This window comes from Intrasporangium mesophilum (assembly GCF_054783095.1).
On the sequence record NZ_BAAGRF010000031.1, the window covers coordinates 73,790 to 89,059 of the forward strand.

13 protein-coding genes are annotated in these 15,270 nt (G+C 67.5%); 4 read left to right on the top strand and 9 right to left on the bottom strand.

From position 1 onward, the window contains the following. Window positions 1-762 precede the first annotated feature (762 nt). The 5 genes from ACYVLP_RS23160 to ACYVLP_RS23180 all read right to left on the bottom strand — a co-directional run bounded on the left by ACYVLP_RS23160 (window position 763) and on the right by ACYVLP_RS23180 (window position 4,926). A complete protein-coding gene (locus ACYVLP_RS23160) occupies window positions 763-957 on the bottom strand; it encodes a hypothetical protein (RefSeq protein ID WP_460629659.1) in 195 nt (64 codons plus the stop codon). Between the two features lie 848 nt (window positions 958-1,805). Further along, entirely contained in the window at window positions 1,806-2,243 is a 438-nt protein-coding gene (locus tag ACYVLP_RS23165; RefSeq protein ID WP_460629660.1) for a hypothetical protein, read from the bottom strand. 79 nt (window positions 2,244-2,322) lie between these two features. Continuing rightward, window positions 2,323-2,754 (bottom strand): DUF6869 domain-containing protein, encoded by a 432-nt coding sequence (locus ACYVLP_RS23170; protein ID WP_460629661.1) that lies wholly within the window; start codon window positions 2,752-2,754, stop codon window positions 2,323-2,325. Between the two features lie 428 nt (window positions 2,755-3,182). Beyond that, window positions 3,183-3,443, bottom strand: a complete 261-nt coding sequence (locus tag ACYVLP_RS23175) for a hypothetical protein (RefSeq protein WP_460629662.1) — start codon at window positions 3,441-3,443, stop codon at window positions 3,183-3,185. A 196-nt stretch (window positions 3,444-3,639) separates the two neighbouring features. Then, window positions 3,640-4,926, bottom strand: a complete 1,287-nt coding sequence (locus ACYVLP_RS23180; protein WP_460629663.1) for a hypothetical protein — start codon at window positions 4,924-4,926, stop codon at window positions 3,640-3,642. Window positions 4,927-5,875: 949 nt separating this feature from the next. On the opposite strand from ACYVLP_RS23180, the gene ACYVLP_RS23185 reads away from it, so the two are divergent. Then, window positions 5,876-7,114, top strand: coding sequence for a DUF1963 domain-containing protein (locus ACYVLP_RS23185; protein ID WP_460629664.1), 1,239 nt, complete (start codon window positions 5,876-5,878; stop codon window positions 7,112-7,114). 148 nt (window positions 7,115-7,262) lie between these two features. On the opposite strand, the gene ACYVLP_RS23190 is transcribed toward ACYVLP_RS23185, so the two are convergent. The 4 genes from ACYVLP_RS23190 to ACYVLP_RS23205 all read right to left on the bottom strand — a co-directional run bounded on the left by ACYVLP_RS23190 (window position 7,263) and on the right by ACYVLP_RS23205 (window position 9,545). Continuing rightward, window positions 7,263-7,619, bottom strand: a complete 357-nt coding sequence (locus ACYVLP_RS23190) for a hypothetical protein (RefSeq protein WP_460629665.1) — start codon at window positions 7,617-7,619, stop codon at window positions 7,263-7,265. A gap of 73 nt (window positions 7,620-7,692) precedes the next feature. Then, the gene (locus ACYVLP_RS23195) at window positions 7,693-7,953 is read right to left on the bottom strand and encodes a hypothetical protein (RefSeq protein ID WP_460629666.1); all 261 of its coding nucleotides are present in this window, start codon (window positions 7,951-7,953) and stop codon (window positions 7,693-7,695) included. Window positions 7,954-8,134: 181 nt separating this feature from the next. After that, complete coding sequence (locus tag ACYVLP_RS23200) at window positions 8,135-8,380, bottom strand: hypothetical protein (protein ID WP_460629667.1); 246 nt, start codon at window positions 8,378-8,380, stop codon at window positions 8,135-8,137. 400 nt (window positions 8,381-8,780) lie between these two features. Then, window positions 8,781-9,545, bottom strand: a complete 765-nt coding sequence (locus ACYVLP_RS23205; RefSeq protein WP_460629668.1) for a hypothetical protein — start codon at window positions 9,543-9,545, stop codon at window positions 8,781-8,783. Window positions 9,546-10,504: 959 nt separating this feature from the next. Between ACYVLP_RS23205 and ACYVLP_RS23210 the strand changes: the two genes are divergently transcribed. The 3 genes from ACYVLP_RS23210 to ACYVLP_RS23220 form a co-directional block, all read left to right on the top strand. Continuing rightward, window positions 10,505-11,452, top strand: coding sequence for an ABC transporter ATP-binding protein (locus ACYVLP_RS23210; RefSeq protein WP_460629669.1), 948 nt, complete (start codon window positions 10,505-10,507; stop codon window positions 11,450-11,452). Continuing rightward, on the top strand, window positions 11,449-12,285 hold the full coding sequence (locus ACYVLP_RS23215) for a hypothetical protein (protein ID WP_460629670.1): 837 nt from the start codon (window positions 11,449-11,451) through the stop codon (window positions 12,283-12,285). Before ACYVLP_RS23210 ends, ACYVLP_RS23215 begins: the two co-directional genes overlap by 4 nt. A 1,042-nt stretch (window positions 12,286-13,327) precedes the next feature. After that, a partial coding sequence (locus tag ACYVLP_RS23220; RefSeq protein ID WP_460629671.1) for a fibronectin type III domain-containing protein occupies window positions 13,328-15,270 on the top strand: 1,943 nt, incomplete at its 3' end.

The following is a 15,270-nucleotide window of genomic DNA, read 5'->3' on the forward strand; positions in this document are numbered from 1 at the left end:
TCCGCATAACAGGTGGAGGAGGCCCTAAACGGCGGTTGACCTGCGCAAACGTCCCGTTCGGGACGACGCGACGTGGTCGTTCTGCCCACTTATAGCCTCCGGGGCCGGGACCCTAATCGCACACGCATCGCACGAAAACAGTGGGCCCGACGTCTACTCCGGCGGAAGTCCGAGCTCATCGCTGGCGAGGGCCTGCAGCTGTCTGGCCGGTCGCGGCCCAGGCGATGGGCCTGAGGTGATACCGGCGACAGAGCATCGTTGACCCCGGTGCTCCGTGGCGGAGCGCCACCCGACGACACTCCCTTTGTTCGTGTTCCTGCGGGCCCGGGCCGGCCTTCATCGCGTTGATCGACGTGAGGGTGGCGACCTTTGGCCTGCCCATATGTTCATTCCGCGAGGACGGGGCGCCGCTGAACCGGGACAGGCGTGGACAGGAGGAGCCGTGGCTAATCGCACAGGGATCGCACGGGGCGGTCACGGGCCTCGACTCGGTCCGGCGTTTGTGCTCACGTGGCTGGTGACGGACGTTGAGCTGTGGGCCGTCGCCACTTGCCCTCAGCGCCTCCTGGCGCACACGACGCCGGTGCGTCGCGGGCGCCGCTCGGAAAGCTGGCGGCGCTCAGGAACTCCCATCGAGCATGTTCGAATGAATGGTCGAGCTGGGCTTGTCAGCGTCGATGCGTGCCACGGATCCAGGGCGATCAGACCACGAAGGAGCCCTTTGGTGACACGACTCCTGAGCGGCCCGACGAGTCTGCTGACTCAGACCCGCTCGGCGAGCTGCTCGTTGACCGGCCCTTCGAGCTCCAGAGGCGTGCGGCAATCGTTGGTGCAATAGACCTGCGGATCATCATCAACCCACTGAACTATCCCTCCTCCGTTCACGCCGCGAGCGAACGATGCGAAGACGACCCCAGCGCACCCGTCTGTCGGACAAGGAATCTTGATCTCAGGCATGCCGGGACTCTAGCCGCCCAATTGGTCTGTGGCGTCGCGAATCTGCGACATCTGGTGGCAGCGGGCGCGACACGTGCATGTCAACCCGGGCGGCGGGCATTGAGGACCATTCGGTCGAGGCCGCTATCGTGCAACCGCTGATCAGTGCTGCCGCGAAGCGGTGCTGCCGCGAAGCGGTGCTGTCCGCCCGCGGCGGTCGCGACGTGCCGGCCCGGCAATCGGCCTCAAGAAGGGGTAACGGATGGGACGCGATCCCGCGCCTGGCAAAGCGTCACCAGCATCAGCAGGCGTCGCGGGTGGGGCGGTGCTGACTGTCCTGGGTCTCCGTACCCAGTGGACCACGATTCGCGCCAGAAGCCACGCTGCAGCGGTGTCATCGTCGGACCACCCAGCGGGAGATCGCCGCGCCGCGGATCTGGCGAGATTGGCCACCAACCTTTGCCGGGCAACCCGAAAGCAGGCGTGTCCGCCATCTCACTGCTGCCAGCCTTCGCGGGGTGGGCCGCTTCTTGCCCATCAGCCTCGGCCACGTCTGGTCAGCAGTAACCGCCTCCTGGTACCTGCTGTTCGTTCTGCTCGTATCTCGAGGTCGCACGTTTGTTGCACGCCCGGCCGCCCGGAAGGCGCTCGGCCTCATCAGCGGACTCGGCCGGTCGCGGTCGGCACGTGCGTCAGCCTCGGACTGTGCCCGTCTCGCTGAGGCGCATCCGTTTCCCAAGGCACTGGAGCAGGCGGGCGTGCCGCAGACGCCGTATGACGCGCAATGCTGAGTGCCTGCGCGTTCACCGGGTCGGGTGCGGGGTCGTGGTCGTGAGCGTCCGACTCAGCCGATGAGCGGTCGGAGCGAGTCAGCCCACTGGCTGGACCGACACGTTCCAGCGCGACCAATCGTCAGCAGGCCAAGGAGCCACGACGAGTTCATCCCCCAGGTCTGCGATGCCCACCGAGCCGCCCGCGAACTGGAGGACGACTCCTACCGTCATCCCTGGCGGAGACTGATCAAGCCGGGTCACCGCTTCGATGGGCTCACCCAAGCGCTCGATCAGTGGCGTCGGGCCCGAAGACTCTACGAGCATCCGCCCGTAGTCGCCCATGGCGCAGGGCACATCAACATCGTCCGGTGTGATCACCAACCCGTTGAGTGTGTGCAGCCGCAGGGCGCCCACGCCGTCAAGGCGTAGCCACACGTGGACAGGCCCGGCGGAGCGACGTCCCTCAAACTCATGCCACGAACTGCTCACACCGGCGAGGGTGTGTCCGATCATCGCCTCTGCATCGATGGCCACGGGAAGATGGTGCCAGACGAGGCATCCGCACATAGCCGCTGGTGGCGCGAACCGTCGTGGCGATGCGCGGCCGGCGGGTTTAGGTCATACCGGTCACTCGAACCCATTGCGCCAGCCGGGCCTCGACACTCGGTGGGAGCGCTCCGTGCTCCAACCACACCGACCGAAGCGCCTCCGTGAACGTGGGCTCTTGGCGGGCGAGACGTTCCACCTCCTCGATCACAGCGGCACCATGTTCGTGCAGCAGGTCTTCCAACGGTCCCGAGCCCACGAGCACCGGAGCATCCGCGTCGGCAGCGGACTGCAGAAGCTCAGTAATGACCGCGATTGCTTCCGCTCCACCTCTGGCGATCACATCGTTGACGTGGTCGGACGCATGTTGCGCGGCCCTGGCGTCAGCGGACCGACCTTGCTCCAGGTCCGCCCGTTGCTGGCGCGTCCCGGTGCTGAGACGGCGGGACAGCCACCAGTCTTCCGGTCGCCAGTCATCGCCCGCGGGCGAATCACTCATGGTTGGAGTATCGCTGATCGGGGTGACGATCATCGGCGCGAGACGTCCGCATCTGGTAGCCGCGATCCGCTGGGTCCTGCCGATGAGCGCTGGCTGCCTCGGCCTGCAAAGGATCGGTCACACTGGCCCGATGGAGTCCGAGTCCCCAAAGTCCGTCTGGGCCGATCAACTGCCTGGCGGCCCGCCGCTGCTCGACGAGCTGGCTCGCCTCGTCGACTCCGACGATGCCCGCGACGAGGCGGAGAACTCGTACTACGAGGGACGCCAACGACCCTCAGTTCGTGAGCACCGAGACCGCGCAGAGACGGTTCAAGAGCCAACTCCGCCGGAGACTGCGGCACCGCGACTCCAACGCGCGGCGGCGGTCATCGGGGTAGGCGAGTCTTCCTGTCATGCCGCGCAAGGGGCGCTGGTTTGAGGCGGCCGGCTCAGGGCGAACCAACACGCTGCGGGCGCCGAGCCACTCGGTAGCCAGCAGCGAAGCCCAGAAGCAGAAGACCGACAGCGCCGACTAGGACCGCGAGCTCACGGCGCCCCGTCATGAGCACGAGGCTTGCCGCGGCTTCATCTGGCAACGGCGCGTAAGCGAACCAACCGAACTGCGTCTCATCGGCCCACAGCACCACCGCGGTGACGAGCAAGACGATCGCGACAAGGATGCATGCGGCCATGCGGGTCCGAAGGGACATGGGAGCACGCTACCGACTTCGTCCCCGCTCCCGGCCTTGGCCACCCGAAGCCACCACGGCGACGATGCCGCCCTGCGAGCGGGCCGGGTGGCGGGGTCGTCACGCTTAACCTGCGCCGATGGATGACCACGCTGGACCTGTTCGAGCCGAAGGGGCAGGCGAGACGTCCGCTCATCGCTCTGAGGACGGCTAAGCGTTATGGCCGGTTCCGGCGGAGCCGGGCGAGCAACGTGGCCAATGTCCGTTCCGGGGTAGTCCGCGGGTGCGCGGCCGTGTCCGTTGTGGGCGTGGGGGCCGGGTAGCGGGTGAGTCCGCCGGTGAATGCGATCAGGTCGGCCGTGCGTCGATCCAGCAGTCTGGACTCGTACGCTCGTCGGAGGTCTGCGTCCAGTGCCGCGGCGACCGCTGGTGCGGGCCGCCCGATGATCACGGCGCGATGAGCCCATCCGCGCACTGCGCTGATGCCTTCACGGGATAGGGCGGCATCCTCGTCCAGGACGATGCGCAGGCCAGCCAACAGCTCGGCCCATCCACCACGGGATCGGGCCACGATCCAGGCGGCTCTTCGCGTCCATGGTTGGGCGCTGTCCCAGTACGGCTGGAGCTCGTCTTGTATGGGCTGTCCCTGGCTAGCTTCGACGCGGAGCGCCGGCGGCCGGCCGAACCGGGCGACCATCCGGGCGGCGGTCGCGGCGACCCGTGGGGACTCGTCCGACAAAGCAGTTAACAGACGGTAAGTGGTCTCCGCTGCGTCAGTCCGAGCTGCTACCGCTGCGGCGGCCGCCGCCCGCACCCGCGGACGCCGGTCGTCCATGAGCCCGGCCAGGGAGGGCACGTCGGTCGTGTCGCCGTGCAGGGACAGGCCCTCGAGCGCGCTGCTGAGCGCGCTGGTCGACGCCGACGGGTCGGCGAGGATGTCCCGGTAGAGGCCGGGCAGGTCTATGCCGTACCGGGGCGCCCGGTAACGGGCTATCTCCCGGACCCGTCCGGCCGGATCCAACAGCAGCTCCCGGAGCCGGTCCCCGCTCAAGGTCTCGTCGGTCAGACGGGAAAGGGCCGCGACCCGCAGCTCGACCGAGCGCGAATCCAGCAAGCGAACCGCGTCGACGCTTGGGTTCTGCGATATCAACTCCCCAGCGGCCCAACGCCGTAGGGCGATGTCTGGGTCGCCCTCCGCAGCCGCATTCAGGTCGGATGCGGTGGCCAACCCTGCGCGCGTTGTGGCGCGCCACGCCCAGCGCCGGACAGCCCGGTCGTCACTCTCACGCAGGACTCGCAGGTTGCCCTCGGCTGCTGCCAGGACCGTGATCTCGACACAAGCGATGGCTGCCGGTGCCTCTCGTCGCTGCTCAGCGGCCAGGAGCACTCCCAGCGCGGCCTCCAGATGCTCGACCCGGGTCATCGCCCGCAGGTACCCGAGGGCAAGGGAGCGGATCGGTTCAACATGGTCAAGGGCACGCAACGCGACAGCGCGCGTGGTCACCAGTGGCTCCGGGTGAGAACGCCTGAGAAGCTCGGTGAGAGCGCGTTGACGAGCGAAGCCGTCGCGCATCATGCTGGCCAGCGCCGCGGCACCCTCTCCCTCGGAGGGATCCAACGGCCCTCCGGTGACCAAGCGCCAACTGCGGCTGGCCACCTCGAGATTCGTCCACCGCACGGCCGGCAGGTCACGCAGCACGGACTCAAGTTCTCCGGACCGCGACTCCCGGGCCAGCGCAAGGAGGAACTCGGCGAGCGCGACACCGCGCAAACTAGAGATAGGAACCGCCTCCAAGGGCGGGTCAGGGGATGCCGAAACCATCACGCCAGCCATGATGCTCAACCAAACGACGTCTGGCATCCGAGATTCCGACCCCTTGCGGTTCCGGGGCCCAAGGCCAGACTCCGACGTCCGGACATCCGCGCTGAGGACGGCTACGCTCGTCCGACATCTTTGCCGCTGCGCGGACAATCAGGGCCGCCCTTCCGTTCCCTCACCAGGAGACTCTGTGCTAATCCGTTGCGGCCGGGAGCGATCACGGCCGCGCATGAGCGACTTCATCGGAGGCGCCTGCGCGAGAGCGAAGCCAAAGACCACAGCCATAACGATCAGGCCGACCAGGCGCGAGTGATCAGCGGTATCCCACAGGTAGGTGAGGGTAATGAGGATGCCTAGACCTGCAGAGAACATGCCGCGGAGACCGACGGCCCAGTCGTCCTCCCGCCGTGTTCGCGACAACAGCAGGGCCTCCTTCCTTCAGGCTCAAACGCCAACCGTGCAGAGAGCACCATACGCCCGCGCCGATAGGGACCCGCGAGCATCCGCATCTGCCCCCGTGAGGTCGTTCCTTCCATCAGCAAGAGTGGTCTGGCTTCGAGCCTGGATGGACCATCCCTGAAGCTGTGTCGTGCCCAAGCGCCCACACGAATGCCGCGCCGGTTAGGTTGCGGTCATGGCGAACTGGGGAGGGTCGGCCAGGCGAGCTGACAAGTACGAGGAGCTCATGGGGCGCCGGGCGGCGCTCGAGAGCGCGGTCCGAGCTCGGCTCATGCGCCACAGTCAGGACGTGAGGACGCAGCTGCCGTTGGCCGGCGGGGCGAAGCACGCGGCGCGAGCCAGCAGCGACGGGATCCGCCTGTCCGCGGACGGGTCGCTGTCCGCGACCCTGACGTTCCAGGACATCCATGCCGTCGAGACCACCGTGACACTGCGTGCCAACCCGGGTGGCGGGGTCGAGGAGTTCGATGGTCGGGGGCGCCAGTCCGAGGCGTCGACGCGCTCGGCAGGTGCTCATGTGCTTGACGAGAGCGACGAGCGGCTTGGTGTGGTGACCGCGCTGGCGCGGGAGCACCTGCCCAGCGACGCTGCGGAGGAGTTTCTTGCGCTGCTTCGTCCGGCGCTGCGGCTGGTCCACGCCGGTGAGGACGACCCGGTGATTGCCCAGCTCGGTGGGTTGCCCACCGTGGCAGTCAACTCCTGGCCGGTGTGGGACGGTCACGGCCCCCTCGCCCACGTGCTCAGCTTCGACTGCGCGCCGGTCGCCGCGCTGTTACCCGAGCTGGGCCTGCCCACGGACGGGCGGATGGCCTTCTTCTATTACGACGCTCCGTTCGATGACGCCGATGGCACCGTCGGGTCGTGGGACCCGGCGACTCGCCCGGGCTTCCACGTGCGGCACCTGCATCCCGAGCTGAGCACCCGAGCCAACATCACCGATGCGGCCACCCCGGCGCCGCCGGGTGTGCCGGTCTACCCGGCGGTGCCACTCACCGCGGTACGCACGATGACCTGGCCCTCCTTCGAGACACCGATGATCGAGGCGGCGTGGCATCGATGCGGTCTCATCGGCCCACGCCCCGGCGTGCCCGCAGACCAGGTCAAGGCGCTCTACGACGCACTCTGGAAGCTCCCGGGCAGCGGCTACGACACCCACCAGATCGGCGGACACCCATGCCCGCAGCAAGGACCGGTCGAACTCGAGGTCGAACAGCTCCGTCACGGGCTCGAAGGCCTGCCCTTCGCCTGGGGAGACCCCGCGATGGAGTCGGCCGCCGCCGGATGGCAGCTCCTGCTCCAGGTCGCGTCGGACGACACGGCCGCCATGATGTGGGGTGACGTCGGCCAGCTCTACTACCTCGTCCGCGATGCCCAGCGACCCGAGGAGGCCCTCTTCACCTGGCAATGCGGCTGAGCCCGGAAGACGCATAGCCAAGCAAGCACGCTCAAGCCGCGCGGAGGACGTTCGTCCGACGATGCCGCTGCTGCCGCGTCGTGAGCGTGATCATCGCCGTGGGGCCACGCAGCCTGGCATGACGTTGGCGCCGCGCACCAGGCAACGACTAGATCGACAACTGAGTCCACTCGTGATCGCTGATGAAGGCTCGGTCGCCATCCGTCCACTGCGACAGGGCGTCCGCGATCGATACCAGGCTCACGCCTTCGGCTTGGAAGTGCTTCTCCGGAGAGCCGTCACGGTATTCGAGCACGAAGAGCCCATCGTGATTTAGTGCCTGGGCGTACAGATCCGGCGGGCCACTACTCACGATGAGGAAGTCCCCAGGGTTTCGGAGCGTGGAGTAGACGAGCGCGAGCCAACTCGCAGGCTCGGCCACGGTGCCGTTCGGGTTTCGGATCGTCAGGTCATCTGGCCCGATCGGCTCGTCGTCTCCCGACGCAGCGCCCACAAATGGCTCCATGCCTCACTGTCTCACGCGCCGATCGAACGTCCGCTTCTGCCGCAAAGGGCGCTGGTTTGAGGGCGCACAATGCTCAAGGCGAACCAACACGCTGCGGGCGCCGAGCCACTCCGTAGCCAACAGCGAAGCCCAGAAGCAGAAGACCGACAGCGCCGACTAGGACCGCGAGCTCACGGCGCCCCGTCATGAGCACGAGGCTTGCCGCGGCTTCATCTGGTAACGGCGCGTAAGCGAACCAACCGAACTGTGTCTCATCGGCCCACAGCACCACCGCGGTGACGAGTAAGACGATCGCGACAAGGATGCGTGCGGCCATGCGGGTCCGAAGGGACATGGGAGCACGCTACCGACTTCGTCCCCGCTCCCGGCCTTGGCCACCCGAAGCGACCACGACGACTATGCGCCCTGCGAGCGGGCCGGGTGGCGGGGTCGTCACGCTTAACCTGCACCGATGGATCACCACGGAGCACCTGTTCGAGCCGAAAAGGCAGGCTAGACGTCCGCTCTTGGCGCAGTCAGTGATCTCCGAACCGCTGTTGCGCGGCTTGCCGCGTGGTGTCGAGCGCTGCACCGATGACGGCCCAGGAGTCGCCCGCCTGCCGCGCCGCACGAACCGCGTCGTGCAGTTCCTGCTCGGCGGCCGCCAGATGACGCCTGGCCGCCAGGATGCGGCGGAAGGACGCGGCGTCCCGCGCCGGGTGGGTTGATGGGTCGATGTGGTCCAGGCCGGTGCGGTCGTGGTTGGTCTTCAGGTTTGCCATGTCGTTCACCTCATCTCAGGTAGTCGAAGAACTTCGGTCGGAGCCGATCTGCATGGATGATGCGCGTGGGATCACCAGCCGGAACCGCGACCAGCTCCAGCATCCGGCCGTGTTGGTCGGGACCGATCACCAGGAGGCGGTCCTCGCCGCCGTATTCGTATTCCACGAGCCGGATGGCGTTCGTCCAGGCGTGCTCGATGTTAGCCGCGTCGATCCGTGTTTCCGGGCCGACCGCGCAACCTCCATGGCGTCAAGATTATCTTGACGCCACGCAGGTGTCAACGTGAGCTTGACGCGCGCTCATCATCAGACCGAGCAGCCGATGAGCGGTCGCGTCACTTCGGCTCGCCCAGATTGACGCAATCTTTGTATCGGGGCTGCCGCGTGGCGGGAACGGTTCCTAGGCAGCGCGGACCTTCCTGGGCATCAGAACCAGCCGTACCCCGGTCACCAGCAGCCACACGAGCCAGGCGGCGTAGCCGAGCAGCCCCACGAACAGGATCGGCGAGCCGTCAGCGATCGCGAGGTTGGCCACCCCGGCGGCGATCAGCAGGCCTCCCCCGGCCACGCCGAGCACACGCTGCCACGGCGCCGCCAGCCGACTCGCCTGCGTCGCCAGCGCAGCGCCGATGAAGGTGGTGCCGAGCGCCGACAGCGCCAGAGCGAATGCTCCTGCATGCAGCTGCCAGGCGAGCTGGAACAGCGGGCTCGGCTCGGCGAGCTCGCCGGCGGACAATACGACTCCGTTCCACAGAACGGCGTAGAGCGCGAAGACCGCCGCGGTAGTCGCGCCCGCGGCCACCGCGAGGCGCGACCAGTCGGCGCCCGCACCCCCGCGACGCCCGACCAGCCCGTGGAGACCGCTCAGGAACACGAGCAGCAGCGGCAGGTTCAGCGCCTCTGAGCCGACCGCGATCGCGACCACATCCCGGTTCTGCTGGTGCCAGGCGAGCACGTCCTTGATCGGGTCCCCGTAGCCGGGCGCTCCGGCCCAACCAAACATCACGTTCTGGATGACCAACGACGCTACCAACGCGATCGCCGCCGCGCCCACGACCCGCTCCCCGAACGCAGGGGTCGGGATCGGCCACCTCGTGGCCACTGCCGCGCTCGCAGGCACATGCTGGGACTCCACAGCTTTGTCGCTTTTGTGCGGCGATCTCATCTCTTACTCCCTTCGGGCCGTCAGCGGAACCTTGTTCACGGCCACAGCATGCGCTTGTGTAGCCGCGATCAACATCGGGGATCACCCCGATCCACGCCCTGGCCTACCCTGGCGCTGCTGTGGCGCTACTAAAGGCTGACTCGGAAACGCACTCATCTGCCGCTCTGCGGGCGAACGCCTGACTATCCCGCTGTCATGGTGGTCTCGGGATCTCGCCCAGGGGAGGTCCGAGCGGTCCGAATGTTGTTGGTGGGCGATGCCCAGCGCACAGGGGTGGGCCGTTTACCAAACGAACGGGCCTAGCGACATGGACGGCGTCTAGGACCGCGGCTGCCTACTCCAGGCGACCTGACAGGTCAGGTGGGTCGGGGTCGCGAGGGGCCAGACCGAAGGATCCCAGGGAGACCTTAGAGCGGGACGGCGCAAGGTCGTTGGGGCAGGAGTGGACAGGTGTGGGCACGGCTAATCGCACAGGGATCGCACACGGCGGGGAACGGTGTCGAACGGGTCCGGCGTTTGTGCAGGTCAGGTGGTGTTTTGGTGGTGCATTCGGTCGAAGGTTTGTAAACAGGTGGTTAGGGGTTCGAGTCCCCTCGCCAGCTCCGAATTTGGGTGGTACGCAAAGAAATTGGGCTGCTCGACGCACCTGTTCTCTCCTCTTTTCTCGAAGACAGGCGGCGAAGGGCCGAAAGGGGTCCTGACCTGCACAGACGTCCCTCAGCGTGTGGTGGACCTGGCCCGGCTTTCCTACCAGCGCCGACCCGCTCACGCGCCCGGGGCGGCAGCGCGTCGTCGACTTGTGCGGCCCCCGGCCGGGACCCCGTCGCGTGCCATAACTCTCAGGGCGCCCTCAGGACGTCCGATGTAGCCTGCCTCAGGCACCGACGGCTGTGCCGGTGGCGACACACAGGTCCGGGCAACCCCTGCCGGTTGATCCGCGTGACTTCGGAAGGGCAGCCATGATCGAGGCACATGGGCTGAGCAAGCACTATGGCGACAAGCTGGCGGTTGACGACCTCAGCTTCATAGTGAAGCCGGGGACTGTGACGGGCTTCTTGGGCCCCAACGGCGCCGGGAAGTCAACCACGATGCGGATGATCGTGGGCCTGGACCGGCCCACCGCCGGCTCGGTGACGGTCAACGGCAAACGTTACGCCGACCTCCGCGACCCATTGAGCGAGGTCGGAGCCCTGCTCGAGGCGCGGTCGATCCACCCGGGACGATCCGCGTTCAACCATCTGCTTGCGCTCGCACAGACGTGTGGCATCGGACGGCGTCGGGTGGAGGAGGTGATCGAGCTGGTCGGACTCACGGGCGTCGCGCGCAAGCGAGCGGGTGGCTTCTCCCTCGGCATGGGCCAGCGGCTGGGGATCGCCTCCGCGCTTCTAGGCGACCCGCGCACCCTGATCCTGGACGAGCCAGTCAACGGCTTGGATCCCGAGGGGATCCGCTGGATCCGCAACCTTCTCAAGGGCTTGGCCGACGAGGGCCGCACGGTTTTCGTCTCGTCCCACCTGATGAGCGAGATGGCCCAGATGGCCGAGCATGTCATCGTCATCGGGCGCGGTCGACTCATCGCGGACACCTCCGTCGACGAGATCATCGCCAGTGCCTCCGGGAACATGGTGCGGGTGCGGACCACGGATGTCCGGGCGCTGCAGGCGCTCCTCGCGCGACGCGGGGTTACGGCCACACTGGACAATGGCGGCGCGCTGCACGTCACCGGGATGACGACCGACGAGATCGGCATGCTGGCCGGCAACAGCGGCATCACGCTTCTCGAGCTCACAGCACAGCAAGTCTCCTTGGAGGAGGCCTTCATGGACCTGACCCGAGATGCGGTCGAGTACCACGGCAGCGGCCCCGGCGCACCGACGGTGCACGAGACGATGGAGGCGGCTCGATGAGTACCAAGACACAGGAGGTCCAACCCGCTTCTCGGCGGCCCGAATCTGGCGGGCAGCAGGTGACCCAGGGTCGCGTCATCCTGTCCGAGTGGACGAAGTTGCGCTCGCTGCGCTCGACCGTGGCATCGCAGCTTGCCGCGGTCGGCTTCATCGTGGGCCTGGCCGTGCTCGTCCCGCTCGTCGTCGTGTCGCACTGGCCGCCCCCCGAGCCCGGCGCCGCTGCCGCGTTCGACCCGACGAGCCGCGCCCTGAGCGGAATCTTCCTCGCGCAGCTGGCAATCGGCGCGTTGGGGGTCCTCTTCGTCACGGGGGAGTACGCCAGCGGTATGGTCCGGGCCACTTTCGCGGCCGTCCCCAAGAGGCTGCCGGTCCTGTGGGCCAAGACGTTCGTCTTCGGAGCCGTGACCTTCGTGCTCACCGTCCCGGCATGTCTGGTCGCCTTCCTGATCGGGCAGTACATCCTCTCGGGGAAGCAGCTGCAGGCCAGTCTGGGACAGCCCGACGTCCTGCGCGCCGTCATCGGCGCCGCGCTCTACCTCACGGTGGTTGGCCTCCTAGGGCTTGGGCTGGGAGCGCTGCTGCGCAACACTGCCGGCGGAATCTCGGCCTTGTTCGGCATACTGCTCGTGGTTCCCGTCATCGTGCGTTTCCTGCCGACATCGTGGTCCGACCCGATCAACAAGTACCTCCCGAGCACCGCCGGGCAAGGCATCACGCACGTCCACGTCGATCCCACCCTGCTCGCCCCATGGACCGGGTTCGCGATCTTCGTCGGCTATGCGGTGATCGTCCTAGCGGTCGCGGGGATCATGCTGCGGCGACGCGACGCCTGACGGAGAACGCGTCCGCCCCGTTGTTCCGCGCAGTTGACTCGCCGGCGGGCCTGGCGAACTCCGCGAAAATGCCGACCGTATCCGGAGCGGCGCCCTATGCTCCGCATCGTCACCCTGACGTGGGGGACGTCTTGGAGCACCTCGGACCACCGGGCCGCCATACCGTGCCTTGGGCGACGCGAACAAGAACCAGACCGCCGCGCTCGTTCCCGACCGGATGGCGCAATACCCACACTTCGCGTGGAGCATTGGCAGCGGCCACGTCGAGGGCGAGGCGCTGCTGCTCTAACTACTCCCGCACGCACGACCGGAGCGAGTCACCACGATCAAGGTCAATCCGAATGGTGAGGTCCTGTCGTTCGGCGGGCACGACGCCGGCCCCGAGTTCGCGTACGAAGATGAGGACAAGCGTGAGGCCCTTGACGACCTCATCAAGGACGCTGTTGCCCTGACCACCGGCCCCACACGCATAACGCGCCACATGGTCGAAGGCGTCGAAGTCAGCTCAAGCCTGGTGATGGACCCTGACGGCCCGAACCGGCGCTCCCGTGGGGTGAGCTTCTCGAACTCCATCACCTACGTGAGGGCACGCCTGAAAGGCAGACGAACCACCCGAGAGGTCATCGACTTTCGCTACATCGAGGGGAAATGAGCCGGGCAAACGAGCGCTTATGCATCGTCGTGCAGCGTCCTGCGGTGATGGGCAGGGGACAGGGACCTGACCTGACCTGCATGAACGCGGGTCAGGGCGATCCTGTGTCTGGGGCTTGGTGGGCCGTTCGTGTCCGGAGAGCGGCCGTCAAGGAGTACTTCATTTGCATGAGGATCTGCTCATCCGTTGGTGGGATCCTCGGGAAGAGGTGGGGGGTATCCGCGCAAGAAGGTGATCGCGATGCGAGTTTCGCGCTGCCACTGTCCCTCCGCAGAGAGGCCCGACCTGGGCCCTCCGATGGTCACCACCGGGCGACACCGATGGCGCGCCCGGGTCGGTGGCGGAGCGGTGCTCACTTTCCTCGCTTTGGTGCTCCAATTGGCGCTGGCGGTGAGCACACCCGCGCTCGCCGCAACGCCCTTGAACATCTTCGTGGGTTACATGGACACCCACTCGGTCGCCTCGAGCACCAAGCAGCCAAACCCGTGGCCCTACACCGACCCGACGAGCTACGTCGGGTCGCCGTGCCCCGCCTATCCCAACAGCACGACGTGCTGGGACGCGGCCGCGCTGCGCCTGGACAACCCGGGCAGCGTGGACGTGACAGGGGTGCACGTGGTGGTGACCATCGGGTCGAGCACCTACAACCTGTGGGGAGCGAGTCTGACCGTCAGAGCCCACGGGACGCTGGTACTGACCGAGACCGGAGCGCAGAACTCGACCAACTTCGACGGCTCGGACTTCTCGCCGAACTCGTACAACGGTGGCAACACCGCCTCGTGCGTCAACTCCGGCGCCATCCCGGACGTCAAGGTCACCATCGGGGGCTCCACGACCAGCTTCCTCGACTCCGGTCAGGTGCTCAATGGTGGCGGGGTCGACAGCGGGCACTGCGTCAACGGCAGCTTTGTCACCGGCCGGATCGACGAGTCGCATCCCTGGGCGCAGATCGGCTCCGCCGCGGCGACGGCCCCGTCGGCGCCGCAGGGCCTGTCCGCGGTCGCGGCTGACGCGTCGGTGAGCCTCGCGTGGGGTGCCCCGACCTCTGACGGAGGCTCGGCCATCACCGGTTACAACGTGTACCGGGGCACGAGCGCGGGCGGCGAGGGGATGACGCCGATCGCAACCAACGTCGCGACGACCAGCTACACGGACGCCGGGCGCACGAATGGCACGACCTACTTCTACGTCGTCTCGGCCGTGAATGCGGCGGGCGTGTCGCAGCAGTCGAGCGAGGCGTCGGCGACGCCACAGTCCACGCAGCCGACCGCTCCCGCTGCACCGAGCGGCCTGACGGCTGTGGGCGGGAACGCGTCCGTGGCGTTGACGTGGACGGCGCCACCCTCCAACGGCGGGTCGCCGATCATCGGGTACTCGGTCTACCGCGGCGTGACGCCCGGCGGGGAGAGCCCGACCCCGATCGCAACCAACGTCACCGGGAGCACCTTCACCGACACCGGCGAGGTGAACGGAAACGCGTACTACTACAAGGTCGCCGCAACGAACGCGGTCGGTACATCACCGCAGTCGAACGAGGCGTCGGCCACGCCGCACCCTACCGTGTCATCGGCACCGGTCGGACTCGTTGCCTCGGCCGGGGACGGGTCGGTGGCGCTGTCGTGGCAGATGCCGACCTCTGACGGCGGGTCCGGGATCACGGGATACAACGTGTACCGCGGAACGAGCGCGGGTGCTGAGGGCGCCACCCCGGTGGCCTCGAACGTGTCCGTCGCGAGCTACACGGACACCTCGGTCACGAACGGGACGGCGTACTTCTACACGGTCGCGGCGGTCAACGCGGTCGGCACCTCGGTACCTTCGAATGAGGCCTCGGCGACACCCCACACTGCGCTGACGGCGCCGTCGGCGCCGTTGTCTCTTGGGGCGGTGGCGGGGAACACGACGGTCACGTTGTCGTGGAGTGTGCCGTCGTCGAATGGGGGTTCGGCGATCACGGGCTACAACGTGTACCGGGGTACGGGCGCGGGTGCTGAGGGTGTGACTCCGATCGCCAGCGGCGTGTCGGCGACGAGCTTCACCGACACGGTGTTGACCAACGGGACGGCGTACTTCTACACGGTGGCGGCGGTGAATGCCGTTGGCGTGTCGCCGCCGTCGAACGAAGCGTCGGCGACGCCGCACGCGACGGCACCGTCGGCGCCGCAGTCGGTGGTGGCCGTCGGTGGCGATGGCAGCGTCACCCTGTCGTGGTCGGCTCCGGCCTCCAGCGGTGGGTCTACGGTGACGGGTTACAACGTGTACCGGGGTACGAGCGCGGGTGCTGAGGGTGCGACTCCGATCGCCAGCGGCGTGTCGGCGACGAGCTTCACCGA

Excerpts from the sequence above, each read along its gene's own strand:
- ACYVLP_RS23160 (WP_460629659.1), bottom strand. The coding sequence starts at position 957 with ATGCCTGAGATCAAGATTCCTTGTCCGACAGACGGGTGCGCTGGGGTC.
- ACYVLP_RS23215 (WP_460629670.1), top strand. The coding sequence starts at position 11,449 with ATGAGTACCAAGACACAGGAGGTCCAACCCGCTTCTCGGCGGCCCGAA.
- ACYVLP_RS23170 (WP_460629661.1), bottom strand. The coding sequence starts at position 2,754 with ATGAGTGATTCGCCCGCGGGCGATGACTGGCGACCGGAAGACTGGTGG.
- ACYVLP_RS23200 (WP_460629667.1), bottom strand. The coding sequence starts at position 8,380 with ATGGCAAACCTGAAGACCAACCACGACCGCACCGGCCTGGACCACATC.
- ACYVLP_RS23185 (WP_460629664.1), top strand. The coding sequence starts at position 5,876 with ATGGCGAACTGGGGAGGGTCGGCCAGGCGAGCTGACAAGTACGAGGAG.
- ACYVLP_RS23205 (WP_460629668.1), bottom strand. The coding sequence starts at position 9,545 with ATGAGATCGCCGCACAAAAGCGACAAAGCTGTGGAGTCCCAGCATGTG.
- ACYVLP_RS23175 (WP_460629662.1), bottom strand. The coding sequence starts at position 3,443 with ATGTCCCTTCGGACCCGCATGGCCGCATGCATCCTTGTCGCGATCGTC.
- ACYVLP_RS23195 (WP_460629666.1), bottom strand. The coding sequence starts at position 7,953 with ATGTCCCTTCGGACCCGCATGGCCGCACGCATCCTTGTCGCGATCGTC.
- ACYVLP_RS23210 (WP_460629669.1), top strand. The coding sequence starts at position 10,505 with ATGATCGAGGCACATGGGCTGAGCAAGCACTATGGCGACAAGCTGGCG.
- ACYVLP_RS23190 (WP_460629665.1), bottom strand. The coding sequence starts at position 7,619 with ATGGAGCCATTTGTGGGCGCTGCGTCGGGAGACGACGAGCCGATCGGG.